At 64.6% G+C, this 25,666-nt stretch carries 21 protein-coding genes; 14 read left to right on the forward strand and 7 right to left on the reverse strand.

Annotation, left to right across the window (positions count from 1 at the left end):
- Positions 1-12 precede the first annotated feature (12 nt).
- The 4 genes from WH303_RS05475 to WH303_RS05490 all read left to right on the forward strand — a co-directional run bounded on the left by WH303_RS05475 (position 13) and on the right by WH303_RS05490 (position 8,265).
- Positions 13-6,300, forward strand: coding sequence for a hybrid sensor histidine kinase/response regulator (locus tag WH303_RS05475; protein WP_339517316.1), 6,288 nt, complete (start codon positions 13-15; stop codon positions 6,298-6,300).
- A gap of 122 nt (positions 6,301-6,422) precedes the next feature.
- Positions 6,423-7,031 (forward strand): YqgE/AlgH family protein, encoded by a 609-nt coding sequence (locus tag WH303_RS05480; protein ID WP_021027281.1) that lies wholly within the window; start codon positions 6,423-6,425, stop codon positions 7,029-7,031.
- Positions 7,028-7,477, forward strand: a complete 450-nt coding sequence (gene ruvX / locus WH303_RS05485) for a Holliday junction resolvase RuvX (RefSeq protein WP_021027280.1) — start codon at positions 7,028-7,030, stop codon at positions 7,475-7,477. The genes WH303_RS05480 and ruvX overlap by 4 nt, the downstream gene beginning before the upstream one ends.
- A gap of 32 nt (positions 7,478-7,509) precedes the next feature.
- Entirely contained in the window at positions 7,510-8,265 is a 756-nt protein-coding gene (locus WH303_RS05490; RefSeq protein ID WP_339517317.1) for a lysophospholipid acyltransferase family protein, read from the forward strand.
- Positions 8,266-8,293: 28 nt separating this feature from the next.
- Here the strand turns inward: WH303_RS05490 and WH303_RS05495 are convergent, their stop codons facing one another.
- A complete protein-coding gene (locus WH303_RS05495; protein WP_339517318.1) occupies positions 8,294-9,337 on the reverse strand; it encodes an ABC transporter ATP-binding protein in 1,044 nt (347 codons plus the stop codon).
- A gap of 253 nt (positions 9,338-9,590) precedes the next feature.
- Here WH303_RS05495 and WH303_RS05500 point away from each other — a divergent pair, with 253 nt between their 5' ends.
- The 5 genes from WH303_RS05500 to WH303_RS05520 all read left to right on the forward strand — a co-directional run bounded on the left by WH303_RS05500 (position 9,591) and on the right by WH303_RS05520 (position 15,276).
- Positions 9,591-11,225: an ABC transporter permease gene (locus WH303_RS05500; RefSeq protein ID WP_339517319.1), complete on the forward strand. Its 1,635-nt coding sequence runs from the start codon at positions 9,591-9,593 to the stop codon at positions 11,223-11,225.
- A gap of 371 nt (positions 11,226-11,596) precedes the next feature.
- Positions 11,597-12,982, forward strand: coding sequence for a phosphatase domain-containing putative toxin (locus tag WH303_RS05505; protein WP_339517320.1), 1,386 nt, complete (start codon positions 11,597-11,599; stop codon positions 12,980-12,982).
- Positions 12,983-13,035: 53 nt separating this feature from the next.
- A complete protein-coding gene (locus tag WH303_RS05510; RefSeq protein ID WP_133855284.1) occupies positions 13,036-13,440 on the forward strand; it encodes a hypothetical protein in 405 nt (134 codons plus the stop codon).
- A 13-nt stretch (positions 13,441-13,453) separates the two neighbouring features.
- The gene (gene arsC, locus WH303_RS05515) at positions 13,454-13,813 is read left to right on the forward strand and encodes an arsenate reductase (glutaredoxin) (protein ID WP_339517321.1); all 360 of its coding nucleotides are present in this window, start codon (positions 13,454-13,456) and stop codon (positions 13,811-13,813) included.
- A 59-nt stretch (positions 13,814-13,872) separates the two neighbouring features.
- Positions 13,873-15,276, forward strand: coding sequence for a phospholipase D-like domain-containing protein (locus WH303_RS05520; RefSeq protein WP_339517322.1), 1,404 nt, complete (start codon positions 13,873-13,875; stop codon positions 15,274-15,276).
- Positions 15,277-15,324: 48 nt separating this feature from the next.
- Here the strand turns inward: WH303_RS05520 and WH303_RS05525 are convergent, their stop codons facing one another.
- Positions 15,325-16,524 (reverse strand): IPTL-CTERM sorting domain-containing protein, encoded by a 1,200-nt coding sequence (locus WH303_RS05525; RefSeq protein WP_339517323.1) that lies wholly within the window; start codon positions 16,522-16,524, stop codon positions 15,325-15,327.
- Between the two features lie 284 nt (positions 16,525-16,808).
- Here WH303_RS05525 and WH303_RS05530 point away from each other — a divergent pair, with 284 nt between their 5' ends.
- The 3 genes from WH303_RS05530 (at position 16,809) to WH303_RS05540 (ending at position 18,205) form a co-directional block, all read left to right on the forward strand.
- Positions 16,809-17,219, forward strand: a complete 411-nt coding sequence (locus tag WH303_RS05530) for a hypothetical protein (protein WP_339517324.1) — start codon at positions 16,809-16,811, stop codon at positions 17,217-17,219.
- Positions 17,219-17,428 (forward strand): helix-turn-helix transcriptional regulator, encoded by a 210-nt coding sequence (locus tag WH303_RS05535; RefSeq protein WP_021025365.1) that lies wholly within the window; start codon positions 17,219-17,221, stop codon positions 17,426-17,428. The genes WH303_RS05530 and WH303_RS05535 overlap by 1 nt, the downstream gene beginning before the upstream one ends.
- A 240-nt stretch (positions 17,429-17,668) precedes the next feature.
- Entirely contained in the window at positions 17,669-18,205 is a 537-nt protein-coding gene (locus tag WH303_RS05540) for a Dps family protein (RefSeq protein ID WP_021025364.1), read from the forward strand.
- Between the two features lie 46 nt (positions 18,206-18,251).
- Here the strand turns inward: WH303_RS05540 and WH303_RS05545 are convergent, their stop codons facing one another.
- Positions 18,252-18,902: an IPTL-CTERM sorting domain-containing protein gene (locus WH303_RS05545; protein WP_339517325.1), complete on the reverse strand. Its 651-nt coding sequence runs from the start codon at positions 18,900-18,902 to the stop codon at positions 18,252-18,254.
- Positions 18,903-19,112: 210 nt separating this feature from the next.
- On the opposite strand from WH303_RS05545, the gene WH303_RS05550 reads away from it, so the two are divergent.
- Entirely contained in the window at positions 19,113-19,460 is a 348-nt protein-coding gene (locus tag WH303_RS05550) for a PRC-barrel domain-containing protein (protein WP_021025362.1), read from the forward strand.
- Between the two features lie 209 nt (positions 19,461-19,669).
- On the opposite strand, the gene WH303_RS05555 is transcribed toward WH303_RS05550, so the two are convergent.
- The 4 genes from WH303_RS05555 to WH303_RS05570 form a co-directional block, all read right to left on the reverse strand.
- Positions 19,670-20,950 carry an IPTL-CTERM sorting domain-containing protein gene (locus WH303_RS05555; RefSeq protein WP_339517326.1) on the reverse strand — a complete coding sequence of 427 codons (1,281 nt, stop codon included), beginning with the start codon at positions 20,948-20,950 and terminating at the stop codon, positions 19,670-19,672.
- A 1,002-nt stretch (positions 20,951-21,952) separates the two neighbouring features.
- Positions 21,953-23,317 (reverse strand): chloride channel protein, encoded by a 1,365-nt coding sequence (locus WH303_RS05560; protein WP_339517327.1) that lies wholly within the window; start codon positions 23,315-23,317, stop codon positions 21,953-21,955.
- A 178-nt stretch (positions 23,318-23,495) separates the two neighbouring features.
- Positions 23,496-23,795: a DUF705 domain-containing protein gene (locus tag WH303_RS05565; protein ID WP_339517328.1), complete on the reverse strand. Its 300-nt coding sequence runs from the start codon at positions 23,793-23,795 to the stop codon at positions 23,496-23,498.
- 114 nt (positions 23,796-23,909) lie between these two features.
- A complete protein-coding gene (locus WH303_RS05570; protein WP_339517329.1) occupies positions 23,910-24,698 on the reverse strand; it encodes an AraC family transcriptional regulator in 789 nt (262 codons plus the stop codon).
- A gap of 105 nt (positions 24,699-24,803) precedes the next feature.
- Between WH303_RS05570 and WH303_RS05575 the strand changes: the two genes are divergently transcribed.
- Positions 24,804-25,610, forward strand: coding sequence for a sulfite exporter TauE/SafE family protein (locus WH303_RS05575; RefSeq protein ID WP_339517330.1), 807 nt, complete (start codon positions 24,804-24,806; stop codon positions 25,608-25,610).
- The last annotated feature ends 56 nt before the right edge of the window (positions 25,611-25,666 follow it).

A 25,666-nucleotide genomic window follows, 5' to 3' on the forward strand; every position in this document is an offset into this window, starting at 1 on the left:
ACGGTCAAGGCATTGCTTCGCTACAGCCGGGATGTGGAAGCGGCCAAGGTATCGGATCTGGAGGCGATCGACAACACCGGCATCCGCGTGGCCAAGCAGTACCTGCACCAGGTCAAGGGTGCCTTGCAGATGGTGGGTGTCGACCAGGCCGCCGAGCTGGTGGGTTTGATGGAAGTGGCAGCGCAGCGCTTTGCGGCCAAGCCCCATCTGTGTACCGAGAAATCGGTGGCGCTGATGGAGAAGACCTCGTTTGCGCTGCTGGAGTACCTGAGCCATGTGCTCAAGGGCCGCAATGTCTCCTTTGTGGCCTTGTTTCCGCAATACAAAGAGATGCAGGCCTTTGCCGGCGTGGAGCGCGTCCACCCGGCCGACCTGTGGCATGGCGACCAGGCGCAGCAGGAGCCGCTGACCCCGGCAGTCGCTGCACTGCCGCTGGACCGCAGCGCGCGTGAGCGCCTGGACTCGGACATGCTGCAGATCATCAAGTCTGCCGACAGCCGCGCCGCGCAGGATTTGACGGCCGTCTGCCTGGGCCTGGCCCAGGGCCAGACGCAAAGACCGCTGAAACTGTTCTGGAAGGTGGCCGCAGGCTTCTTTGACGCGCTCGCGTACAAGTTGCTCGACCCCGACCTCTATGTGAAGCGCTCGGCGTCGCGGGTCATCATGCAGTTCGCAGCGCATGCCAAGGGTGGCAGCGATGTGGACCAGGGCCTGCAGCATGAGCTGAATTTTTTCTGTGCCGTGGCCCAGGGCCCCGATGAGGCCAAGGCCGCGGTGCTGCAGGCCGTGCGTGTCAGCCTGCAGACCGACGCGCTGCAAGGCGTCAACTACGGCCAGGAGCGCTTTGGCCAGTATGACCCGGCCGTGCTGGCGCAGGCGCGCAAGCGCCTGGAGTCTGCTGCCGAGCTGTGGTCGTCGCTCGCCGATGGCGACCGCTACAAGATCAAGCCGGTGGCCGACCAGTTCCACCTGATCCGCGAATCGCTGCACAAGCTGCATATCGGCGCCGACGAGCTGGGTGCAGCGCTGGGCCGCGTCACCGAGCGGCTGGTGAGCACCAGCACGCCACCGTCGACGCCGATGGCCATGGAAGTGGCCACCGCCGTGCTGTACCTGCAGGCCAATCTGGAGTCGCTCGATGTCAAGCCCGCGCTGATGCGAGAGCGCGCCGACCGCCTGGCCCAGCGCCTAGACCATGTGCTGGCCGACCAGCCGCCCGAGCCGCTGGAGACCTGGGTCGAGGAGCTGTACCGCCGCGTCAGCGACCACCAGACCATGGGCAGCGTGGTCGATGAACTGCACTCCACCTTGGCCGAGGCCGAAAAGCACCTGGACCAGTATTTCCGCAACCCCGACGATGTCTCGATGCTGGGCACCGTCACCGGTTCGCTGTCGCAGATGCGCGGCGTGCTGTCGGTGCTGGGCCTGGACCAGGCCGTCGCTGCCACGCAGCACCTGCGCACCGTGGTGGACCAGCTTGCGGCCGGCCAGGTGGCCGACGAGGACAAGCCGGTCGTGTTCGAAAAGCTGGGCAACAGCCTGGGCGCACTGGGTTTCCTGCTCGACATGCTGGGCTACCAGCGCACCTTGGCGCGCAAGCTCTTTGTGTTTGATGCAACCAGTGGCGAGCTGCGCATTGTGATGGGCACGCAAAAGGCCGGCGATGTCGCGCCTGCCCCCGTGCCTGTGGCAGCAGCGCCGGTCGCAGCGCCTGCGGTGCCCGAAGAGCCGGAAGACGATTCCGTCTACTTTGCGCCCACCATTCCGGCGCCGCTGTTCGATGCCAGCCCCGCTCCGGCGTCCAAGGCGCCTGCGGTGCTCGCACCCGATCTGCAGTTTTTTGCGCCCAGCCCGGCACCGGCCGCCGCAACCGCAGCGCCGGTGGCAGCGCCCGCACAGCCAGAGGTTTCGGAAGAATCGCTGGACGAAGAGCTGCTGGACATCTTCTTGGAAGAGGCCCAGTCGGTCGTGCAGACCGGCGGCCAAGCACTGCAGTCCTTGCGCCGCGATGCGGCCGACGCCGATGCCTTGACGACCCTGCGCCGCGCCTTCCACACGCTCAAGGGCAGCTCCCGCATGGTCGGGCTGGTCCAGTATGGCGATGCCGCCTGGTCGATGGAGCAGGTGCTCAATAGCTGGCTGGCCGAGCACAAGCCGGCCAATGCACCGCTGCTGGCGTTGAGCGCCGAGGCACTGACCGGCTTTGGCCGCTGGGCCGAGGACATTGGCGCGCAGCGTCAGTCCACCTGGAACCCCGAGATTTTCCGCATCTCGGCCGATGCCATGCGCATCGATGGCCTGCACCTGCCACTGGTAGTGCCCGCCGAGCCCGGCCAGGCGCCCGCCGAGGCCGAGGAATGGCCACACGATACGCAGCAGATGGCGCTGGAGGCCGATGCCAATGACGCCCCTGACACCCCTGACGCGGTAGAGACTGCCCAGGCCCTGGCCGAGCTGGAGCTGCCCGCGGAGGGCGATGCCCCCGCGCCGGTGGCCCAAGCCGAGGCAGCGCCTGCGCTGGTCTGGCCGCTCGACGGCATCGACCTGGAGCTCGATCCGCCCGCTGCACTGGAGCCTGCGCCCGCGCTCGCTACGCCTTCGGGCCTGGTGCCGCTGGCCATGGCGCCAGAGAGCGCCGAGGAAGTGGACTTCTCCGAGTTTGCGCAGGCCATGGCCAGTGCCGAGGCCAAGACGAGCGAGGCGCAAGCGCCCGAGTCGCTGCAGCCGCATGACAGCGCGCTGGACTTTGTCTCGATGGATGCCGGCCTGGAGTTTGTGGCCGAGGACGAGGTGGCCAAGCTCGATCCCGCCCCGACCCGCTTGCCGCTGGAGCTGCCGTCACTGGACCTGGTGGAGCTGCCCCTGGTCCCCGAGCCAACTGCGCCACCGGCGCAGCCTGCCGCTACCGCTTTTGACTCCATAGAGTTTGCAGACACCATGCTGCCCGAGCTGGAGGCGCTGCCCGAAGAGCCGGTGGCCGAGCCCCAGACCCTGCTGGAAGTGCCCGCTGACCTGGTGCTGCCTGCGGTGGCTACGGACGCGGTGGAAACCCCGCCCGTTGCAGAGCCCGAGCAAGCGCAGCACGTGAACACCCCGGCAGAAAGCCTGGGCGAAGCGCTGGCCTCTGCCGCTGTGCAGGAGCCCGAAGCCGTCGCCGACCTGGAAGCTCCCGCCGAACCAGAAGCTCCTGCTGAAGTGCCTGCAGCGCAGGAAGCACCCGAAGTGCCTGTGCAGCCCGAAGCTTTGGTAGCAGTGCAGGTGCAGGAGACCGCCCCGGCAGCCCCGGCCGTGGCAGACACCGAGGAGCCTGCCGAGGTGGCCAATGTGCTGGGCGTGAGTACCGCGCTCTTCAATGTCTACCTGGCAGAAGCGGAGAACTGGTCGCACAACCTGGAGAAGGTGCTGTATGCCTGGGCCCAGGCGCCCAACCGCAACTTCCCCGAAGATGCGATCGCCTATGCCCATTCGCTGGCGGGCAGCTCGTCCACGGTGGGCTTTGGCTCGCTGTCCGAGCTGGCACGTGCGCTGGAGCACGCGCTCTCCCATATCCACAACTTCTCCAACCCGGAGGTCTCCTGGCTCAATACCTGCCAGGCGGCGGGCTCGGAGATTCGCAAGCTGCTGCACCAACTGGCGGCTGGTTTTGTCAAACCCGCCAGCGAGATCGTCGTGCAGGACCTGGTCGATATCGCCAACCAGGAAATCAACTCGCAGCTGCACCCGCCTTATGGCCTGGCCGAGTTCGACGCCGAGCCCTCGGGCCTGGCCGAGCTGCACGAGCACGCAGCCGCAGCGCCCGCGCCGGTGCGCACGTTTGCGCCAGTGGCCGCGGTATCCACGGCCGCCTTGCCTGATGTGCTGGAGCTGCGCAACGACGATGCGATCGAAGTGGTCGACGTCATCGATCCGGACCTGTTCCTGATCTTCGAGGAAGAAGCGCAGGAGCTGCTGCCCAAGCTGGGCGCTGCCTTGCGGGAATGGTCGGCCGACCCGCAGTACCTGCCGCCACGCGGCGAAGTGCTGCGCCATCTGCACACCCTCAAGGGCAGTGCACGGCTGGCGGGCGCAATGCGCCTGGGCGAGATGTCGCACCGCATGGAGTCCGAGGTCGAGGACATCGGCACGGAAAACCTGACCAGCCAGGACATCGAGATTCTGCTGGCGCGCTACGACGGCCTGCAGCATGAGTTTGTCGGCCTGCAAGAGCGCGGCAACCAGGTGCTGGCAGAAGGCGCCTTGCCCCAGCAGGTGCCAGCTGCGACCGAGATGGGCGAAGTGGTGGCCGAAGTGGCCGCCAGCACCCCCGCTGCGCAGGAAAGCGCTGGTGCCGAGCAGGCTGCGCAAGCGGCGGATACGGCCGACGCAGGCGCTGGCGTCCAGCACAAGCCGCTGATGCTGCGCATGGCGCCGGTGCGTGCCGCTGCTGGCCAGTCGGTGCGTGTGCGCTCGCAGCTGCTCGACCGCCTGGTCAACGAGGCGGGCGAGGTGCTGATTGCGCGCTCGCGCCTCGATATGCGCCTGAGCAACATCCGCTCGTCCATCAAGGACATGTCAAGCAACCTGGAGCGCTTGCGCACCTTGCTGCGCGATGTGGAGATGCAGGCCGAGTCGCAGATGCAGTCGCGCATGGCGCTGGCCAAGGATTCGGACTCGGGCTTTGACCCGCTGGAGTTCGACCGATTCACCCGCGTGCAGGAACTTACCCGCATGATGGCCGAGTCGGTCAACGACGTGGGCACGGTGCAGCGCAACCTGCAACGTACGGCCGAAGGCGCCGAAGACGACCTGATTGCCCAGGGCCGCCAGGCCCGTGAGCTGCAGCGCGACCTGTTGCGCACGCGCATGGTGGAATTCGACTCCATCTCCGAGCGTCTGTATGCGATCGTGCGCCAGATCTCCAAGGAGCTGGGCAAGCAGGTCAAGCTCGACATCACCGGCGCCTCGATCGAGATCGACCGTGGCGTTCTGGACCGGGTGACCCCGGCGTTCGAGCACTTGCTGCGCAACAGCGTGGCGCACGGTATCGAGACGCCCGAGGAGCGCAAGGCCCAGGGCAAGCAGCCGGTAGGCATCATCGCCATCGATGTGCGCCAGGAAGGCAACGATATCGCCGTGTCCATCCACGACGACGGCGCCGGCCTGCAGCTCGATGCGATTCGCCGCAAGGCGGTGCAGTCGGGCCTGATCACGGCTGACGAGCCGCTCGATGTGGACCAGGCCGCGCAGCTGATTTTTGCGCCGGGCTTCTCCACCGCCTCTGAGGTGTCCGAGCTTTCGGGCCGCGGTATCGGCATGGACGTGGTGCGCACCGAGATCCAGTCTCTGGGTGGCCACATCGTGACCACCTCAGAGACGGGCAAGGGCACGCGCTTCCAGATGGTGATGCCGCTGACCACCGCCGTCACCCAGGTGGTGATGATGCGCGCGGGCGACATCAAGTTCGGCGTACCGGCCAACCTGGTGGAGTATGTGCGGCGCGTGCCCAAGGCCCTGATCGAGCAGGCCCATGGCAACAATATCTACACCGACAACGAGCAGGAGCTGCCGTTCTACTTTGCCGGCGCGCTGCTGCAGGGCAACCTGCGCAGCAACGAGGAGCCGGAGAAGACCAGTGCGGTGGTGATCCTGCGCTCGGCGACCAAGCGCGTGGCGGTTCACGTCGATGAAGTGCTGGGCAACCAGGAAGTCGTGGTCAAGAACCTGGGCCCGCAGCTGGCGCGTTTGCCAGGCCTGGCAGGCATGTCGGTGCTGGCATCGGGCGCGATTGTGCTGATCTACAACCCGGTGGCCTTGTACACCGTCTATGGCGATCAGATCGCCGAGCGCATTGCCCAGGCGGCCGTGCGCCCCGAGGTGGCCAAGGCGCCGGTGCGCGAGCTGGCCGAGCAAGTGGTGCAGACGCCGTTGGTGCTGGTGGTCGACGACTCCATCACCGTGCGCCGCGTGACGCAGCGCCTGCTGCAGCGCGAAGGCTACCGCGTGGCGCTGGCTGCCGATGGCCTGCAGGCACTGGACCGTCTGCGCGAAGAGCGCCCGGTCATGGTGCTGTCGGACATCGAGATGCCGCGCATGGACGGCTTCGAGCTGGTGCGCGAGATCCGTGCCGATGCGGCGATGAAGGACCTGCCGGTGGTGATGATCACCTCGCGCATTGCCGACAAGCACCGCGAGCACGCCGCCAGCCTGGGCGTGGACCACTACCTGGGCAAGCCCTATGCCGACGAGGTGCTGCTCTCGCTGGTACGCCAGTGCGTGCTGGACCACGAGATCAAGGCGGCCGACGCCGGCACGCTGCACTGATCGAGTGGAGGGCTCCGGCCAGAAGGGCTGCCTGCGGGCAGCCCTTTTTTATGCGCGCCAGGCAGCGCATGCAGAGGGCTGTGCAGACAAAAGGGCGGCAGGCTGCCCGTACAATGGTTCCCATGAGCGCTGAGACTGACACTTCCGGGACCATGAACCTCACTCACCACTTTCTGATTGCAATGCCTGGCATGCAAGACGAGATGTTTGGCCGCAGCGTGGTCTATGTGTGTGAGCACAGCGAAAAAGGCGCGCTGGGCATCATCATCAACAAGCCCTCGGACATCACGATGGGCAAGCTGTTTGACAAGGTCGACCTGCCGCTGCGCCGCGAGGACCTGGAGCTCGAGCCCGTGTTCCAGGGCGGCCCGGTGCACACCGAGCGCGGCTTTGTGCTGCACGACCGGATCGTGATCGAGTCGGGTGCTGCCGATGAGTCGGCGTACTCTGCCACCCTGACCATTCCTGGCGGTCTGGAGATGACCACCTCGCGCGATGTGCTCGAAGCGCTGTCCACCGGCGCCGGCCCGCACCGGGTGCTGGTCTCGCTGGGCTATTCGACCTGGGGCGAAGGCCAGCTGGAGTCGGAGATCACCGAAAACGCCTGGCTCACGGTGCATGCCGATGCCGGCGTGATTTTTGACACGCCCGTGGCCGAGCGCTATGACACCGCGCTGGCGCTGCTGGGCGTGCAGCCCTGGGCGCTGTCTGCCGCCGCAGGCCGCGCATGACGGACGCGGCCACCAAGCCTTTGCTGGCCGAGGCGGCGCGCATGCAAAGCTTTATCGCTTTTGACTTTGGCATGAAGCGCACCGGTGCCGCCTTTGGCACCCGCATGCTGGGCACGGCCCGGCCGCTGCCGACGATCAACGCCGAAGGAAAGGCCCGCTTCACCCCGATGGAGAGCCTGATCGCACAGTGGCAGCCCGATGCGCTGGTGGTCGGCATTCCCTTTCACCCCGATGGCGCCGCCCATGAGAACACGGCGCTGGCGCTGCGTTTTGCGCGCCAGCTGCGGGGGCGATTTGGCCTGCTGGTGTTTGAGGTGGACGAGCGCTACAGCACCACCGAAGCGCTGGCCAACGGCGCGCGCGATGCCGATGCGGCCTCGGCCTGCATCATTCTTGAACAGTTCATGCGCAGTCTGGATGTGCCCGATCTGGGCACCACGACCTGAAAGCAGCCAAGACAGCTTCCGACACCCCACCCATGCAAGCACTGACCCGTTCTTTTATTGGCCTGGTACGCCTGGCGCGGCTGGGTCTGCATATCGTTGTCGGTGTCATCACCATCTGGCGCACGTTTGGCCGCCTGGGCCATGCGGAGCGCAACCGGGCGGTGGAGCGCTGGGCCGGCAAGCTATTGCAGCTGAGCGGTATCGAGCTGCGCGTGCTGGGCACCGTACCCCAGCAGGGCCCCTTGCTGATCGTTGCCAACCACCTGTCCTGGCTCGATATTCCGGCCATCCATGCGGCCAAGCACTGCCGCTTTGTTTCCAAGTCCGATGTCAAGGCCTGGCCGGTGATTGGCGGGCTGGCCAGCGCTGCGGGCACCTTGTTCATCGAGCGCAACTCCCGGCGCGATGCGATGCGCACCGTCAGCCGTATGGAAGAGGCCATGCGCAACGGCGATATGGTGGCCGTGTTTCCCGAAGGCACGACCGGTGATGGCCAGCAGCTGCTGCCCTTCCATGCAAACTTGCTGCAATCGGCGATTGCCGCTGAGGCCCCGGTGCTGCCGCTGGGCCTGTGCTTTTACGACAAGCACAGCGGCCGCATGAGCAGCGCCCCCAGCTATGTCGGCGATGAGAGCCTGCTGGGCTCCATCTGGCGCACGGTGACGGCCCCGCCGCTGGTGGCCCAGCTCAACTATGGCGAGCCGCAAAGCAGCGCAGGCCGCAACCGGCGCGACTGGTCGGCCGAGCTGCAGGCGGCGGTGGACCAATTGCGCCAGGTGCAGCGCTGATCAGGAATCAGCGCTTCGGGCTTGGGCCTCAGCGCTCGGGCGCGAAGCAGACCAGGTGCTCGGGCTGGGCGCGCAGGCCAATGCTCTCGCCCACCGTGTGCTGCAGCTGGCTGGAGACCTGGGCGTAGACCAGCTGCTGGCTGGGCAGCTGCAAGGTGTACAAAAACTGCGATCCCCGAAAAGATTTGCGCAGCAAGGTCGCGCGGTAGGGCGAGTCCGCATCAAACACCACCTCGCTGGCGCGCAGCAGCACATCGCAGGCCTCTGGGGCCTCAGGCGTCGCAATCGCACCGAGGGGCGTGTCGAGCTGCCAGCCTTGCGCAGATGCCAGCGGGCTGGCCGGCAGCAGGCTGCCATGGCCGATAAAGTTGGCCACAAAGCGGCTCGCCGGCTTTTGGAACAGGGTCGTGGCATCGGCCCATTGGTGCAGATGGCCGCTTTCCATCACGCCGATCTGGTCGCCAATTGCAAAGGCTTCGAGCTGGTCATGGGTGACGAAAAGGGCGGTCGCCCGCGCGGCCTTGAGGATGTCGCGCAGCTCATGGGCCAGGCGCTCGCGCAGGTCCACATCGAGATTGGAGAAGGGCTCGTCGAGCAGCATCAGCTGCGGCTCGGGTGCCAGCGCCCGGGCCAGCGCCACGCGCTGCTGCTGGCCGCCCGAGAGCTCATGCGGGTAGCGCGCAGCGCTGTTCTCCAGTCCCACCAGGCGCAGCACCTCTTGCACGCGCGCTTGTTGCTCGGCCTTGGGCCGCTGGTGGATGCCAAAGGCCACATTCTTGCCGACGCTCAAATGCGGGAAGAGGGCGTAGTCCTGGAACACCATGCCGATGCGGCGCTTTTCGGGCGGCAGGCTGGTGCTGGTGCTGCTGACCACCTGGCCTTGCAGGCGGATCTCACCGCCGCTGATGGGCTCCAGCCCGGCCACGGCGCGCAGCAAGGTGGTCTTGCCGCAGCCCGAGGGACCAATCAGCACCCCGATATCGCCAGCTTGCAGCTGCAAGGACACCTGCGCCACGGCAGGCTGGGGGCGCCCGGCGTAGCGCACATTCAGTTGGGAGACCTCAAGAAACATGGCGGCATTGTAGAGGGCCGCCCAATGGCAAGGGCATAAGGATGCTTTGCATAACCCTCGCCCGATGGAATGGACGCGGATCGGGATGAGCCGCAAGGCGTCTTTTGCAGTCAATAGCCGTAGCTATTGACAAGGGAGACAACGCAGCGGATCGCCCGAGACCGCGTTCAGGCCATGGCAGGGATTTATGCAGAGGATCCTTCGCAAGGGCGCAGGTAGAATCGCCAGCTTTTGGCCCGTCAGTGATTCGCATTTGCAAAACCTTGCCCGCTTCCGTCGTCAGCTGCTGCTCGTAGCCATTGCCTTGGTGTTGGTGTTGCCGGTGCTCACGGTCTTTAGCGCCTGGCTGCCCGGGGCGGGCAATGACGCCGATGCCTTTGCCGTGGTGCGCGAGATGTTTGCCACGGTGCTGCCCGGCTATATCCGCACTACGGTGGCGCTGGGCCTGATGGTGGCATTGGGCGCGGCGGTGCTGGGCAGCTTGTGCGCGGCCGTGGTGACCTTGTTCGATTTTCGCGGCCGCAAGACCCTGGAGTGGCTGCTGCTGCTGCCGCTGGCGATGCCGGCCTATGTGACGGCTTATGCCTATACCGACTTTCTGCAGTTCAGCGGACCGCTGCAGGTGTGGATGCGTGCCAACTTTGGCTGGGAAGGGCGCTTGCTGCCCGAGGTGCGGTCGCTGGGCGGCGCCGTGCTGGTGTTTGTGGTCTCGCTCTACCCCTATGTCTACCTGCTGGCGCGCACGGCGCTGAGCGAGCGCGCCGCGCACCTGATGGAGGCCGCGCGCCTGCTGGGCGCCTCGATGCCGCGCCGCATCTGGACGGTGGCCTTGCCGATGGCCCGGCCGGCCGTGGTGGCCGGGGTGGCGCTGGTGATGATGGAGACCCTGGCCGATTTTGGCGTGGTGAGCTACTTTGGCATCCAGACCTTCACCACCGGCATCTACAAGGCCTGGTTGGCGATGGAAAACCGCAGTGCCGCAGCCCAGCTGGCCACGATGCTGCTGGTGCTGGTACTGGTGGTGCTGCAGCTGGAGCTGCGCGCGCAGCGGCGCATGCGCTTTGTCACCAGCGGGGTGGGGCGCGCCTCATCGGCCGAGGCCCAGCCTCACCGACTGCAAGGCGCGCGCTGTCTGGCCGCCTGGCTGGTCTGTGGTCTGCCGGTGCTGCTGGGCTTTGTGCTGCCCGTCATGTTCATGCTGCGGCCCCTGGCGGCCGATTGGTCGGTGATTCCGCTGGACCGCTTTGTGCAGTGGGCCGGCAACAGCATCCGCTTTGGCGCCATCACCGCCGTGCTGGCGGTGGCCATTGCGATGCTGGCCGCCTACGCGGCACGCCGCAGCCAGGACTGGGTCACGCGCAGCACCGTGGGCCTTATCAGCCTGGGCTATGCGGTGCCCGGCGCGGTGATTGTGGTGGGCTTGCTGCTGCCCGTTGGCTGGGTGCAGCAGGCGCTGCCGCAGTGGGGCTTTCCGGCGCTGATCACGGCCACCTCGACCGGCATCATCTGGGCCTACCTGGTGCGCTTTACCGCCATTGCGCTGCAGGCCTTGCAAAGCGGCTACACCCGCATTCCCAAAAGCCTCGATGAATCGGCGCGCATGCTGGGCGTGGGCAGCGCCGGCCTGCTGGCCCGCGTGCATGGCCCGCTGCTGCGCCGCTCGGCCTTGACCGCTGCCTTGCTGGTGTTTGTCGATGTGATGAAGGAGCTGCCTGCCACCATGGTGCTGCGGCCCTTCAACAGCGACACCTTGGCCGTTGTCGCCTACCAGCTGGCACGCGATGAGCGCCTGGGCGAGGCGGCGCTGCCTTCGCTGGCACTGGTGCTGGTGGGGCTGGTGCCGGTCATCTTGCTGATCCGCACCATGCGCAGCTCGGCCGCGCGCTGAGAATCCTCGGCGCCCATGCCTTTGCCTGCCTGCTGATGCAGCGGGCAGTCCTGGCTATGCGCTTGCCATCTGCCGTCCACCATCGGCGCGCGGTGGCCGCAGCTTGCCGGGCTCCTAGCCGCAATAATTGGCGATTCTGTGGTGTTCTCGCCGGATCCATAGCTGACCTATATCGCATTTGATCTGGATCAAACAAGCGCTTCGGGTTTCCCCCTAAACTGCATTTTTGAAACATTAATTGACTATTGGTGTTTCGTTTTTTGAATCAAGGGGATGGCCGCCATCCGCTCGGTCGGATGGCTGGCGTGCCGAGCTCGTGCCCGGCTTGGCTCCTTGTCCACCTCCCAATGCCGCCCAGCGGCTCCCATCGCGTGCAAACACCAACACCTGTTCTGGAAACAGACAACTGGGGCGTGGCCTATGGCGACAAGGTCATCCTCTCCGGCCTGCAACTGCAGATTGCGCCCTGCGCCGTGACTGCCCTGATGGGGCCGGTGGGTGGGGGCAAGTCCACGGCGCTGCGCAGTCTGGCCGGTCTCAATGACGAGAACCCGCGCTTTGTGCAATGGGGGCAGCTGCGCTACAGCGGCCAGCCGCTGGCAGGCACGCACCGGCCCCAGCTGGTGCGCCAGCATGTGCGCCTGATGCAATCGAGCGTGCTCGATTCGCTGACCGAACTGCTGCAACACAGCCATCCGCTCTCCGGCCTGGACCGGCGTGCCTGGTGCGAGGCCTATCTGGAGCGCATGGGCTTTGCCGATATCCAGCCGTTGCTGGCGCGCACCACGATCGAGCTGTCGGCGATGCACCAGCGCGCCATTGCCATCTTGCGCGAGGCTGCGGCCGAGCCTGCGCTGCTGATGTGCGACGAGCCCACCGCCGACCTGCAGGACTACGACAGCTACCTGCTGCTGGAGCTGCTCAAGCGCATCGCCCAGGAGCGCGCCGTGCTGCTGGTGACCCACAACCAGCGCCACGCCCAGCGCGTGGCCGACCATGTGCTGCTGCTGGCCGGCGGCGCGGTGCAGGAGACGAGCCGCGCCGAGCGTTTTTTCTCCGCGCCTTATTCACCCGCCGGCCAGCAGTTTGTGCGCAGCGGCAGCTGCGCGGTGGTGGCCCCGCAGCAGACCGTGCAAGAGGCGATGCAGGCAGAGCCAGTTGCCGCCACTGCCGCCGCGCCGGCGCCGACCGCTGCCCAGGCCGCACGCCAAAGCCAGCGCGCGGTATTGCCCGATCTGGTGCTCGCCAACCCAGTGCTGGCGGCCGAGCATTTTGTGCCCGGCGCGCGCGGGCCGCGCGGCTTTGCCTGGCTGGTGCCGGGCAAGCTGGCGGGCACGCCGCTGCCAGGGGTGGTCAACGACACCGATGTGGACATGCAGGCCTTGAAGCGCTGCGGCATCACGGTGCTGGTGTCGCTCACCGAAAACGACATCGACCAGGCGGCGCTGGCGCGCAACGGCCTGCGCAATGTGCACCTGCCCGTGCATGACCGCGAGCCGCCCTCGGTGTCGCAGCTGCAGATGCTGATGCTCAAGATGAAGCGCCTGCTGCTGGCCGGCGATGTGCTGGCCGTGCACTGCCTGGCAGGCCTGGGCCGCACCGGCACCGTGCTGGCCGCCTGGCTGGTGTTTGAAGGCGTCACCGCCGAGGAAGCGCTGCGCCGTGTGCGCGAGATCGAGCCGCAGTACGTGCAGTCCAGGCAGCAAGAGCTGGCGCTGCTGGCCTACGAGGAAATGCTGCTGGAAAAAATGGGCTGATCGCCGCCCGGCGTGTCGGCCCTTGACCCACCCACTTTGAAGGAACACAACTCATGTCCATGGATACCGTTTTACAGAAAGTCGCCACCTTTGTGCCCGAATGCCTGGCTGCCGGCTATGTCGATGTGGCCACCGGCATGCTGCTGGCCATTCGCACGGTGGATTCGCACCCGCGCGAGGTGATCGACCTGGTGGCCGCTGCAACGGCCGACCTTTTCAACGGTCCCAATGTCTCGATGATCGAGCGCATGTTCAAGAAGTCGCGTGGCCTGCAGGACGACGGCCACCACTACTTCCAGGAGATCATCGTCAACAGCGACAACCTGATCCACATCTTCATGCGCGGCAAGGCCAACCCCGAGTATGTGGCCGTGCTGGTCTGCCGGCGCACCGCCAACCTGGGCATGGCGCTGACCAAGGCGCGCATCATCATGCCCGAGCTCGAAGCCTCTCTGTAATAAGATCGGGGCCATGGCCCAAGAAGACACGATCACCATCTACCACAACCCGCGCTGCAGCAACTCGCGCGGCGCGCTGGCGCTGATTGAGGCGCGTGGCATCCAGCCCCAGGTCATCGACTACCTGCACGCACAGCTGAGCCCCGCGCATCTGACGGCGCTGATCGCCCAGCTGGGTGTGCCGGTGCGCGATGTGATGCGCAGCAAGGAAGCCATCTACCAGGAACTGGACCTGGGCCGCGAAGGCCTGAGCGATGCCGAGCTGATCGCGCAGATTGCCGCCCACCCCCAGCTGCTCAACCGGCCGATTGTGCTGAGCGCCAAAGGGGCCCGTTTGTGCCGCCCGCCCGAGCGGGTGCTCGACCTGCTCTGATGGGCCCGGCCGCCCAGTTGCCCAGCTGCAGCTCCGTATCGGCAGACGGGGGCTAGCAGATGCTGCGCGTGACCGTCCTGTCCGGCCTGGGCCACACGATTGCGGTGATGGTGGCACTCCTGGTCTACACGCTGGTCACCCGCGCCGGCCACCAGCGCCGTCACCCGGCATCGGCCATCGGCTGGGTGCTGGGCATGGTCACCTTTCCCTATCTCTTTTTGCCGCTGTTTCTGGTGTTCGGGCCGCGCAAGGCAGTCCGGCCCCCGGCGCATGCGGTCATCCCCAACAGCGGGCAGCGCCGCAGCAGTGTGCCCAGGCAGGTGCCGGCCTGGGCCGGCCAGCTGCTGGCGAGCATGGAGCTCGATGCCGCCCAGCCCAATGCCGAGGTGGTGTTCCACCAGGATGGTCTGCAGGCCCTGCAGCAGTTGCTGCGGCTGATTGAGCAGGCCCAGCGCAATCTGGACCTGTGCACCTATGTGTTTGCCGACGATGTGGTCGGGCGCCAGATTGGCACGGCGCTGCAGCAGGCAGCGGCGCGCGGCGTCAAGGTGCGCTTGCTGCTCGATGGCGTGGGCTGCTGGCGCCTGCTGCCCGGGCGCCTGCGCCAGTTGCGCCGCTCGGGCGTGCTGGTGCGCCGCTTCATGGTGCCGATGCTGCAGCCCATTCGCGGCGGCAGCAACCTGCGCAACCACCGCAAGCTGGCGGTGGCCGATGGCGTGCATGTCTGGAGCGGGGGGCGCAATCTGGCCGATGAGTACTTTCTGCCCAGCAGCGCCGGGCACCCGGCCTGGGTGGACCTGAGCTTCAATGTGCAAGGGGCCTTGGCCGGCGTGGTGACGGCGCAGTTCGAGGCCGACTGGCGTGCGGCCCGAGGGCGGCGCCGCCCGGTGTGGCTATCGCCCGCAATGGCGTTGGGTGGGGGGGACCAGGCCTGGGCGCAGTGGCTGCCCAGCGGCCCCGACCATGCCGACGACAGCTTGCATGCGCTCTACCTGGCCAGCGCCTTCCATGCGCAGACCTCCATCACCTTGGTGAGCCCGTATTTTGTGCCCGATGACGCGCTGCTCGAAGCCTGGTGCCTGGCCTGCCGGCGCGGCGTGCACCTGCGCGTGGTGGTGCCCCAGCGCTCCAACCACCGCCTGGCCGACTGGGCGCGCGAGCGCGCGTTGCGCGCCTTGGTACTGGCGGGGGCTGAGGTGTTTTGCTCTCCCCACATGGTGCATGCCAAGGTGGTGATTGTGGACGACAGCATGGGGCTGTGCGGATCGGCCAACCTCGACGGGCGCAGCCTGTTCCTGAACTACGAGGCGATGACGGCCTTCTACAGCGCCCCCGACATTGCCTGGCTGCAGCAGTGGTCTGAGCAGCAGATGGCGCAAAGCTCTGCCTACGCCTACCGCGCGCCCGGCTGGTGGCGCGATGTAGGGGAGGGGCTGGTGCGCGCAGTCGCCTTTCAACTCTGAGGCGCCCAGCACCCGCGCTACAAAAAAGCCACCCGCAGGTGGCTGGCATCAGGCCTGCGGGCGTTTGCGTGACCGCGCCAGGCCCCATCCTGCCACCAGGCCCGACAGACCGAGCAAGGCCCAGATATCGAGCAGCGGAACTGCCTTGGGCGTCACCGGTTGCGGCGGCGTCGTGGTCTTGACCGGACCAAAGGCGGCACTGCAGACCTCGGCGCCCACCAAGGTTCCGCGCTGGGCCACCGGGGTGACGCAGTAATACAGATAGGCCTTGTCGTCGGCCGCTTGCGTGGTGTAGGTCACCGTGCCTGATGCGCCCATCGTGTTGCCCGACTGCAGCACCGTGCCCTGGGCCGCCTGGGTGAGGCTGGCATTGTCACTGCGCACCCATTGGTAGCGCGTACCTGCCGTGCTGCCGTCTTCCGGGTCGGTTTCGGTGTCGGCATAGCTGTAGCTGCCGGTCAGCGTCTGGCCGATCTCGGGCTGGCCATTGACGGCAGGGATCGCGCTAGGCGCCTCATTGGCGGTGCAGGCATTGGCGCCTGCGATGGCGGCGGCAAAGCCCATCGCGGGGTTGCCGCTTTTGACATAGACCGTGATGGTGTTGGCCCCTGCCTGCCAATCGGGCGAGGCCATCGCGATGGTGAGCCAGCGAAAGCCCCCAAAGCCGTTGTAGCCAAACTGGTTGGCGCTGCCCGCCTGGGGCAGGCCCCAGGTGCCCGCGCCGCGTGCCAGCTGCGATTGGCCGTTGATGAAGATGTCCACCACGGAGTTGTCGGCGCTGTAGGTCATCGAGGGCTGAAAGCTGCCCAGAGACACGCTGGGGTCGAGGTTGAACTGCACCTGGAACAGCGCATCGATATTGCCAAAGTTGGCGCCATCCACATAGGGCTGGCCGCCCCAGGCATTGAGGCCAATCCATTGCGCGGTGGTGCTGTTGGCAGGCGTGCTGGTCCAGCTGGCGTTGCGGCTGGTGACGATGGCCGCATCACCAAAGCTGCCCCAGTTGGCTGGCGAGCTGCCCGCGTAGGCCGCCAGGTACTGGAAGCGCCAGCGGCTGTCTATGGCCGGGTTGGTGCTGCTGGGCTGGCCGGTGTTGAGCTGCGCCAGCGAGTTGGGGCTGCAGTCGATGGTGACGGGGCTCTGGGCCTGCGCCGGCAGGGCACAGACGGCCAGGGCTGTCGCCAGCAGCGAGCTGGCAAGCCAGGCTTGGGGCTGTGGTGTGGACTGGAAAAACATCGTAAATGGCATCCAAGAATTCAATTGATTTTTTATTATTTCAAATCGAATTGCCCGCGTCTGTTACCAATGCTGCCCAGGGATGCCTTTTGATAATTGTCCACAGAGTTGTGGCATTTTGCTGCTGCTCCGCTGCGGGCAGGCCACCTGCGGAGGGGCTGTCGACGGCGGAGGGTGGAGCGGGGCGTGGCTTGGCGCTGCGCCGACGGCCTGGCCTGCGATGCAGGTATAGATTGACAAGTAAACCTGACATTTGCTAAAGTCAGGTTTACTTTACATCTCTCTTGGTTATCCTCATGCATAACGCTCTTCCTCCCCCTTACCCCAGCCCCAGCATGCGCGCCTACCTCCTCCGGACGGCGCTGTGGATGGGCCTGTACTGCGCCATCCATGCGCTGGTCATCGTGGGCGTTTTTGATGCCATCCTCGGCACGCCAGCGGCCTGGCTGCTGGCGCTGGCCGTTGCGCTGCCGATTGCCGCGCAGCTGCGGGCGTCCTTGCAGTGGATACAGGCGGCGGACGAGTACCAGCGCGCGCAGGCCATCCGCAGTATGGTGATCGCCTGCGGCCTGGTGCTGATGCTGTGCAGCGTTTGGGGTTTTGGCGAGAGCTATGCCGCAGCGCCCCATGCGCCTGCCTGGCTGGTGGTGCCGCTGTTCTGGCTGGTCTGGGGGCTCGTCACTGGCGTGATGCGGCTGCGCGGCTGATGGACAACCATCTGCGCACGCTGCGCGCCCAAGCCCAATGGACCCAGGCCGATCTGGCGCAGCGCCTGGGGGTATCGCGCCAGGCCGTCAATGCGCTGGAGACGGGCAAGCACGATCCCTCGCTCGACCTGGCCTACCGCATCAGCGTGGTGTTTGAGCTGCCAGTCGAGGCGATCTTTCAGAACCCTTACCGCAGCGCGCCGGGCTGACGGTTGCGCGCCGGGCGTAGATCGCTGATCTGCGTCAAGCACGGGCGTGCATAGCCCCATATCGTCGGCATTGGCTGACAGGGTTTTCTCTGCTTTGGTATGAAGCTAGTGGCTCTCTGAATAAGAGAGCTGAACAACATGCGCACCGCAATCTGGCTGCCATCATCGGGCCGGATACTTGTTGGTGGCGCCACCCGCTCTCGCTTCGCTTGTCTTCAACCCTTATGTGAAAGGTGCACCATGGCCAAATCTGAACGCAGCAGTAAAACGGATATCAAGGCACGCCGCAAGGCCCCGTTGCTCACCCCCAGTGATCTCGATGCCGGAGCCACCAAGGACATCAGCGCGGCCCTCAACGGCATCCTGGCCGATGTGTTTGCGCTCTACCTGAAGACCAAGAATTTCCACTGGCACATGAGCGGCCCGCACTTCCGTGACTACCACCTGCTGCTCGATGAACAGGCCGACCAGCTCTATGCGATGACCGACGCGATTGCCGAGCGCATCCGCAAAGTGGGCGGCACCACCTTGCGCTCCATCGGCCATATCGCGCGCCTGCAGCGCATCAGCGACAACGATGCCGACTATGTCGATCCGCTCGACATGCTGGCCGAGCTGCGCGAGGACAACCAGCAGCTCGCGGCCCGCCTGCGCGAAGCCCATAACGTGACCGACGAGCACCGCGACATCGCCTCGTCCAGCCTGCTGGAAAACTGGATCGACGAAACCGAGCGCCGCACCTGGTTCCTGTTTGAATCCAGCCGCAACGCGGGTTAAGCGCCCCAGGCTGTCCCCGGTTCAGTAACCGGGGACCTTGCGTGGCTCAGCCCCGCGCTGGCTTTGCCGCTACGCGTTGGCGGCGTTGCTGCATCCAGCCCAGAGGTGCCAGCAGCAGCGACAGCAAGGCCAGACCCCATGGAGCCATGGCGGGCACCGGGGTGGGAGCTACGGCAGGCACCACCACCGCACGGCCCACCACCTCACCCGAGGCGATAAAGCGCATGGCTCCCGGGCCTGAACAGGTGGCATCAGGGCAGAAGGTAGAAAAGGCCTTGTTCCGTAGTGCCACCGTGACTTCCACTTCTCCTTCAGGCGGCTTGATCGCAATCGTGCCGCCGGCATCTGTCATCGGGCTTTGCAAGTCCAACAAAATGACTTGTTTGCCCGTCAGATCGCTGGTGTCAGCAGGCACAAAGATCATGTTCTGTGCAGGATCGGACAGGTAGGCGTCGCAGTTGGAGCCATTGCAGGTATTGCTGAAGCTGGCAGCCGGTATGCCTTCCGTGCCCGTGGCGGTCACATTGATCTGGCTAAAGGTCTGGGTGGTCGCATCAAACACATAGGAGCCAGAGGCGGTGCCGCCATCGACGAACGTCACATCCGTCAGGGTCCACTGCACCAAGGCAGCGTTCGCGGCCGAGGCAAAGCCTCCAACGGCCAGTGCCAGGGCGCTGGCGCACAGCAATGTCTTCATCGCAATCTCCATGTGTTGAATGCAAACAAATGTATCGCATTTGCAAGTATTTACTATCCCGTATTCTGGGGATTTCATGCGCGTTGAAGCTGTGTTAGGCGCCATTGTCAGACGCCACGCCTTTTTGCTGAGAGCCGCGCTGGCGAGAGGATCGGCACAGGTAAAGATTGCTACAGTTTGAGCCTGCATCAATTTTTTTGTGGTGGATATATGGATAACCAAGAAACAGTCACCATCCATACACCTTTTGCGATCTCGCCCCGGGGGGCGGAGGTGCTGGCAACGGGATGGAGCGTCAAAAAGGAGTTCATCGGTGAGCCGGTGCACGACACCAATGGCCAAGAAATTGGCACCGTAGATGATGTGATCGTCGGCAAGGAAGACAATCTGATTTTTGCCATTGTCGGCATCGGCGGCTTTATGGGCCTGGGCACCTATGACGTGGCCATCGAGTTCTCCCGCTTCAAGCTGGGCAAATACGGCTTGCTGCTGCCAGACGCCAGCAAGGAAACCTTGCAGGGCCTGCCCCAATTTGTGTACCCGAAGGCTACGACCTAATCTCAGTCATCTCGTGCAAAGCGCCGTGTGCTGTGCAAGGCAGCGCCGGCGCTTTTGCCTTGGTGGTCTTTGCGCCGGGGTACCCGTGCCCGACCAGGTCATGCCTCCAGTCGGATATGCAGGCTACCCCAGCCGCTGGCACATCTGCCCAGCATGCGTGGACATGAAAAAGCCACCTTGCGGTGGCTATCCGTGGTCGGCGTTGGTATTTAGCCGATGTGCTTGCGCTGGCGCCGGATCCCCAGCAGCGCGATCAGCGGTGTCAAGCCCAGGAGCGCCCAGGGGCCCAAGCCTGGCACCGGTGTAGGCGCCTGCTGCACCACGCGGGTGGTGACCGGCCCTACAGGGCTGGTGCACACCTCCAGCCCAGGGCTTGCACCGGTCTGTGCGGCAGGCTTGACGCAGAAGAAGACATATTGGTTCAGGTCTGCGGCTTGCAGGGTATAGGTCGGCGTCTGGCTTGCGCCCCCGGTGGTGCCGCTCGCCACCACCGTGCCGTCGCTGGAGCTGCTGATGCTGGGGTTGGCGCTGGTCACAAACTGGTAGGTGGTGCCGCTGGGGTTTTCAACGTCGCTGTTGTTGTCGGCATAGCTGTAGCTGCCGGTCACGGTGGAGCCGACCTGCGGTGTGCCGGTGATGGCCGGGACGGCAGTGGGCACCACATTGGGAGGCAGCTCGGTCACCGGGCCCAGCGCGCTGGTGCAGACCTCCAGCCCTGGCGTTGCGCCGGTTTGGGCATCTGGCTTGACGCAGAAAAAGACGTTTTTGTCCTGGTCCGCTGGCTGCAAGGTGTAGGTGGGCGTCTGGCTCGCCCCCCCGGTGGTGCCGCTCGCCACCACCGTGCCGTCGCTGGAGCTGCTGATGCTGGGGTTGGGGCTGGTTACAAACTGGTAGGTGGTGCCGCTGGGGTTTTCAATGTCGTTGTTGTTGTCCGCATAGCTGTAGCTGCCGGTCACGGTGGAGCCGACCTTCGGTGTGCCGGTGATCGTCGGCTCGGCAATGGGTACGGTGTTCGGTGGTGCGCGTTCGATCAAGGCCACCATGTGCTGGTACGCCGGATCGCGATTGCGAAACAGGTCCATCGTGTAGGTGTTGGAGCGGTACGAGGTACGCAGTGTCGGCAGATTGGCCTTCATATCGTCGTACAAGGTGTTGTAGGCGTTGACAAACACGGCTTGGTCCGTGCCGCCATATAAAAGGACGTTCTCTAAAGCGGGACGCGAGGAGCCTGCATTGATGTTGATGCTCTCGGCAGTTCCGTCGTAGTCGTTGCCAAGCTCCCACAGCGCGTACTGGAGCGCGCGGCGATGATTGTTGTCGCCATTTTTGTAATAGCTGAGGTAGTACTTGTCGAGCAGCCAGTAGATTGCCGCCTCGCCTGCTGCACCGGAGGCGCCCTTGATGGCGCTGGCGCCGGCTTCCGTGTCGAATAGAGCAGGATCGATTTTGTAGTCAAAGGGTGGCTGTGTGCTGTGATCGATGCAAATCAAAAGTACCGAGGCATCGCTGTACAACGTCCCGTCAGCGTCATATCTCAAATTTTCTGATGTTCCAGAGTAGATGGCGCTTTGGTTATAGATAACGCTGCCTGATACAAACGCGGCGCTGGACAAACTGGGCACCGCCATCGCAAGCACAGCGGCAAGGGTCAGCATTTGTTTTCGCATGATTGAATTCCATTCTCTAGGTGAGGCGAGGATTTGCCTTGGTTGAGAAAATGCCTGCCATCGATTCAAGACAGCCATGCTTACCAGGGCGTCATATGTACACCCAGATAATCCTGTGGAGATAATTTGCTGATCCCTGTTAATAATCAAATGACTAAATATAAAAAATATTTGAATCTGATGGGCGTGGAGTGATCAGCGGTTTGACTCCTAAGGTCTTGGCTGTGCAGCAAAAAATTACAGTTAGAACTGTACAACGCGAGGCCATGTATACGTCTTTGGTTTTATTAAAATAGCTTTGTTATTTGTATTTTTTTTAAATAGTAAAGGTGAAAATGGCGATAGAGATTTATATTGTTCACAATCGCGCGCATCTTTTATGGAGTGGCGAGATAAACCAAAACAATTAATAATGCTTGGTTAATAATTGCGCGATGCCTTTGGAGTGAACGAGGTACGGTGCTGTTTGACCATCAGTGGGTCCCGTGCTCGCTCTCAGCGTTGACGCCCGCCGGAGATGGTTGCTGGGTGCTCTGGTAGCCATCACAGAGAGGACCCTGGGCGTGACAGCAGGGTTAGCTTGTCCACCCAAGGGCATAGTTGGCCGCTGGCAAGCGCAAAGGGTGTCAGCCGCTGATCGGCTCTGGGCGATGTGCGGCCATCCTGGCTTGGCTGAGCCAACACGGGTACCCGCCTATCAAAGGCGCAGCTGGCCCCTATCCACGCGTTGGCGCGAGTCGCGTTAAAGCGCGGGTGCTGGCCGCTTTGGCCTCGTAGGTGGGACTGCGCTATCCACTGGCCAGGACCTGCGTGCGATCTGGATGATCAGGATGAAGCGGCTGGCTTTTGCACGGCCTGTTCCGCTGGTGGAGGCTGCGTGCTCTGTACCTGGCTGAGCATGTAGTTGGCCAGGGTCTCATACAGCGGCCTGGCGATCATGCGCGAGACCAGGCTGGCCAGCATCGCGGCGGCCATCAAGCTCAGCACCATCGAGTGCCCATCGACCATCTCCATCACGATGATGAAAGCCGTGAGCGGCGCTTGCGTGACAGCGGCCAGGAACGCGGCCATGCCCATCGCAATCAAGGCGGGGGCGATGTCGCTGCCCATCATCAGCGAGACGTTGTGGCCCACACCTGCGCCGATCGACAGCGAGGGCGCGAAGATACCGCCAGGCACGCCCACCCAGGCAGACAGCCAGGTGGCGATGAATTTGAGCGTCACATACAGCGCAGGCAACTCGGCCTCTCCCGCCAGCATGTGCTTGACTTCTTCCGAACCGGCGCCAAAGGTGGCGCCGCTGGTGGCCAGGCCGATGACGGCAATCAGCAAGCCGCCAGCAGCTGCAAAGCGGATGGGATACTGCGCGCGCAAGCGGTTGAGGCGCTCTGGCGCGCCGGTCAGGGACGCGGCCATCAGCTTGGCAAACAGGCCCCCCAAGACGCCGCAGCTCAAGGCGACACAGATGCCGGGCAGCAGTGCGTGCCAGTTGAGGCTGGGCACCTGGATGCGCCCGAAGTAGTTCAGGTTGCCAAATGCGGAGACGCCCATCAGACCGGCCAGCACAATGGCGGCAATGATCAGGCCGCTGGCGCGCGACTCCAGCTTGCGGGACAGCTCTTCGATGGCGAAAACGATCCCCGCCAGCGGTGCATTGAAGGCGGCTGCAATGCCCGCTGCACCGCCTGCCACCAGCAGCGCATGGCTGGTGATGCCCGAGCGCGGACCAAACCAGCGCTTGGCATGGTGCATGACGCCGGCGGCCACCTGCACGGACGGCCCTTCGCGGCCAATCGACAGGCCCGCCAGAAACCCCAGGCCTGCCAGCGCAATCTTGCAGGCGGACAGCCACAGCGAGACAAAGCGGCTGCGCTGCTGGTCATTGAGCGCCGTCTCTTGCGCGGCCATGACCTGCGGAATGCCCGAGCCCGCAGCGCCCGGTGCCCAGCGGCGTGTGGCCCAGACAATGGCTGCCGTCAGGCATGGCGTCCACAGCAATACCGCCCAGCCCCCTTGCCAGTGGTAGATGTGCATGAACCAGTCAAAGGCCTTTTCAGCCACCATCGTGAAACCGACCACGCACAGGCCCGCTGCGGCTGCGTAGGCCAGCACAATGCAACGCTCCACCCAGCGCCATCCATCCCCGAATTCTTGCCTCAGGTTCTGTACAAAATCGGGTTCTTGCTGCATTGCGCCCTCATGGAGTGAGGGTGCCAGTCTAGTCAATTCGACTTTGGTCAGTCAGGCTACTCTCCAACCCGTGACCATAACGCTCAGGCTTTGGAGCCGCCGCAGGTGCCTGTGTCTGTCGCGTTTGGGGCTTTGTCATTCAGCCCTGCTGCGGCGCGAGGAGACTTTGAACAGTTTCTTAGGCCTGCGAAGCCTGCATGGGATAGAAGTGCTGGCAATCGCGCCATTCCTGCACAGGCTGGTCGTCCAGATAGGTGGTGGGTTTGGGCAGAAAGCCGGAAAAGCACTGGGCAATTCCCAGCGCATCGGCGGTATTGCGGCAATAGTCTGCGCCGCCAGAACTCCAGAGATACGAGACGGCACCGTCTTGATGAAGGCGCCGCACCTGGTTGATCACCGAAGGCATAGGAATCCTCTTGGTGCCGACCGTGCGCACCAAGGTGTCGTCGACATCGACAAATACCACTTTCTTCTGCATAGGTCAGGTGCTCAAGCGTTGATGAAGCCTGCATCCTAGACCAAGGCATGGTCGCTGGATAAGCCCGTTTACCGCTGCTTGCATTCGCACCCTATCAGCCAGAGCCCGTGCGTTCTACTCCCCATTTCCGCTGGGTGACGAAGCCCTGCTAAAGCCACTGGGCACCCTGCCCAAGCGCTTGCGAAACATGGTGGAAAAAGCACTGGGGCTGTCATAGCCCAGATCAAGCGCGACCTGGGTGACCGACTGCCCACCCGCCAGCCGGGGCAGGGCCGCGAGCAGGCAGGCTTGCTGCCGCCAGGCGCCAAAGCTCATGCCGGTCTGCTGGCGAAAATGCCGGTTAAAGCTGCGCAGGCTTTTGTGCAGCTGCGCAGCCCATGCCTCAGGCGCAGCCTGGATCTGTGGCGCCTTCAAGAAGGCCTGGCAGCACGCAGCCAGCGCCCTGTCTTGCGGGATGGGGGCGAACAAGGGCATGGTGGGCGCCTGGCGCACTTCGTGCATCAGCAACTGGGCCAAGGCACCGTCGCGCCCTTGCTCGTCATACAGCGCCTCCATCGTGATCGAGGCCAGCAGCAGCTGGTGCAGCAGCGCGCTGACCACCAGCGCTTCGCAATGCCGGCCCTGGCGGGGTGCAGCGGCGGGCTCGATATACAGGCTGCGTGTGCTCACGCCCTGCATGCGCACCCGGTGGGGCTTGCCAGCGGGAATCCAGACACCGCTAAAGGGCGGGATCACCCACGCGCCGTCGTCCGTTTCCACTTCCATCAGGCCGCTCATGCCGTACAGCACCTGCGCGCGCCGGTGGCTGTGGGTGTCCAGCAGGGTGCCAGGTGCGTAGTCGGTGCTGATGGCCAAGAGCGGCCGGGCCACGGCATCTACCGATGCGAGAGGGATGTTGTGCATCGGCCGATTTTGGCCCAAATGCAAGGGTACTTGGCTTTTTATCGAAAGTCAGCCGCAGTCTGGCGCTCTATCGTGGCGTTTTGCAACCGTTGATGGTCCTTGTCCATGTATTTGCTGCTACTGTGTTTTGGGGTTCTGGCCGGTGTGACCACCGTGCTGTTTGGTTTTGGTGGCGGCTTTGTCGTCGTTCCGGTGCTGTATGCGGTGCTGGTGGGGGTGTATGGCGCAGACAGTGCGCTGGGGCTTGCCGCCATGCACATCGCGGTGGCCACATCCACCTGTGTGATGGTCTTTGGCGCGGGGCTGGCCAGTTGGCGGCACCACCAGGCCGGCACAGTGCCCTGGGGCCAGGTGCGGCCGCTGCTGGGCTACGTGGCGCTCGGGGCCGTCCCTGGGGCGATGGCTGCGCTGATGCTGAGCGGCCGCTGGATCCGCTGGGCGTTTGTCGGCTATCTCGCGGTGACGATTCTCGACAGCCTGCTGCGGCCCGGTTTTACCCAGGAGCGCAGCAGCAGCATGCGCCCTCTGGCCAGGCCAGCGGCCGCTGCGCTGGGGCTCTTTATCGGCGCAATTGCCGCTTTTCTGGGAGTCGGCGGCAGTGTCATGACCGTCCCACTGATGCGCCGGCGCGGCGCCAGCATGACGGCCGCTACTGCGGCAGCCAATCCGCTGTCATTGCCGATGGCCATCGTGGGCACCGCCACCTACGCGCTGCTGGCGTCCAACACGGCGCCGTTGGGGGCATGGCATCTGGGCTACATCGATGTGCGCGCCTGCCTGGTGCTGGTGGCGGGCTCCTGGTTGGGCATCCGGCTGGCGTCGCGCTGGATTGGCAAGATCCCGGACCGTATCCATGCCAAGGTCTATATCGCCTTGCTGTGTGCGGTGCTCTTGGCCATGGTGGTGAATTGACGGCCGCTGGATAAATGGGCGCCGGCAGAGGGTTTGCGCAGCGATGGGGTTGCGCA

The organism is Comamonas sp. MYb69, assembly GCF_037479315.1.
Classification (GTDB): domain Bacteria; phylum Pseudomonadota; class Gammaproteobacteria; order Burkholderiales; family Burkholderiaceae_C; genus Comamonas.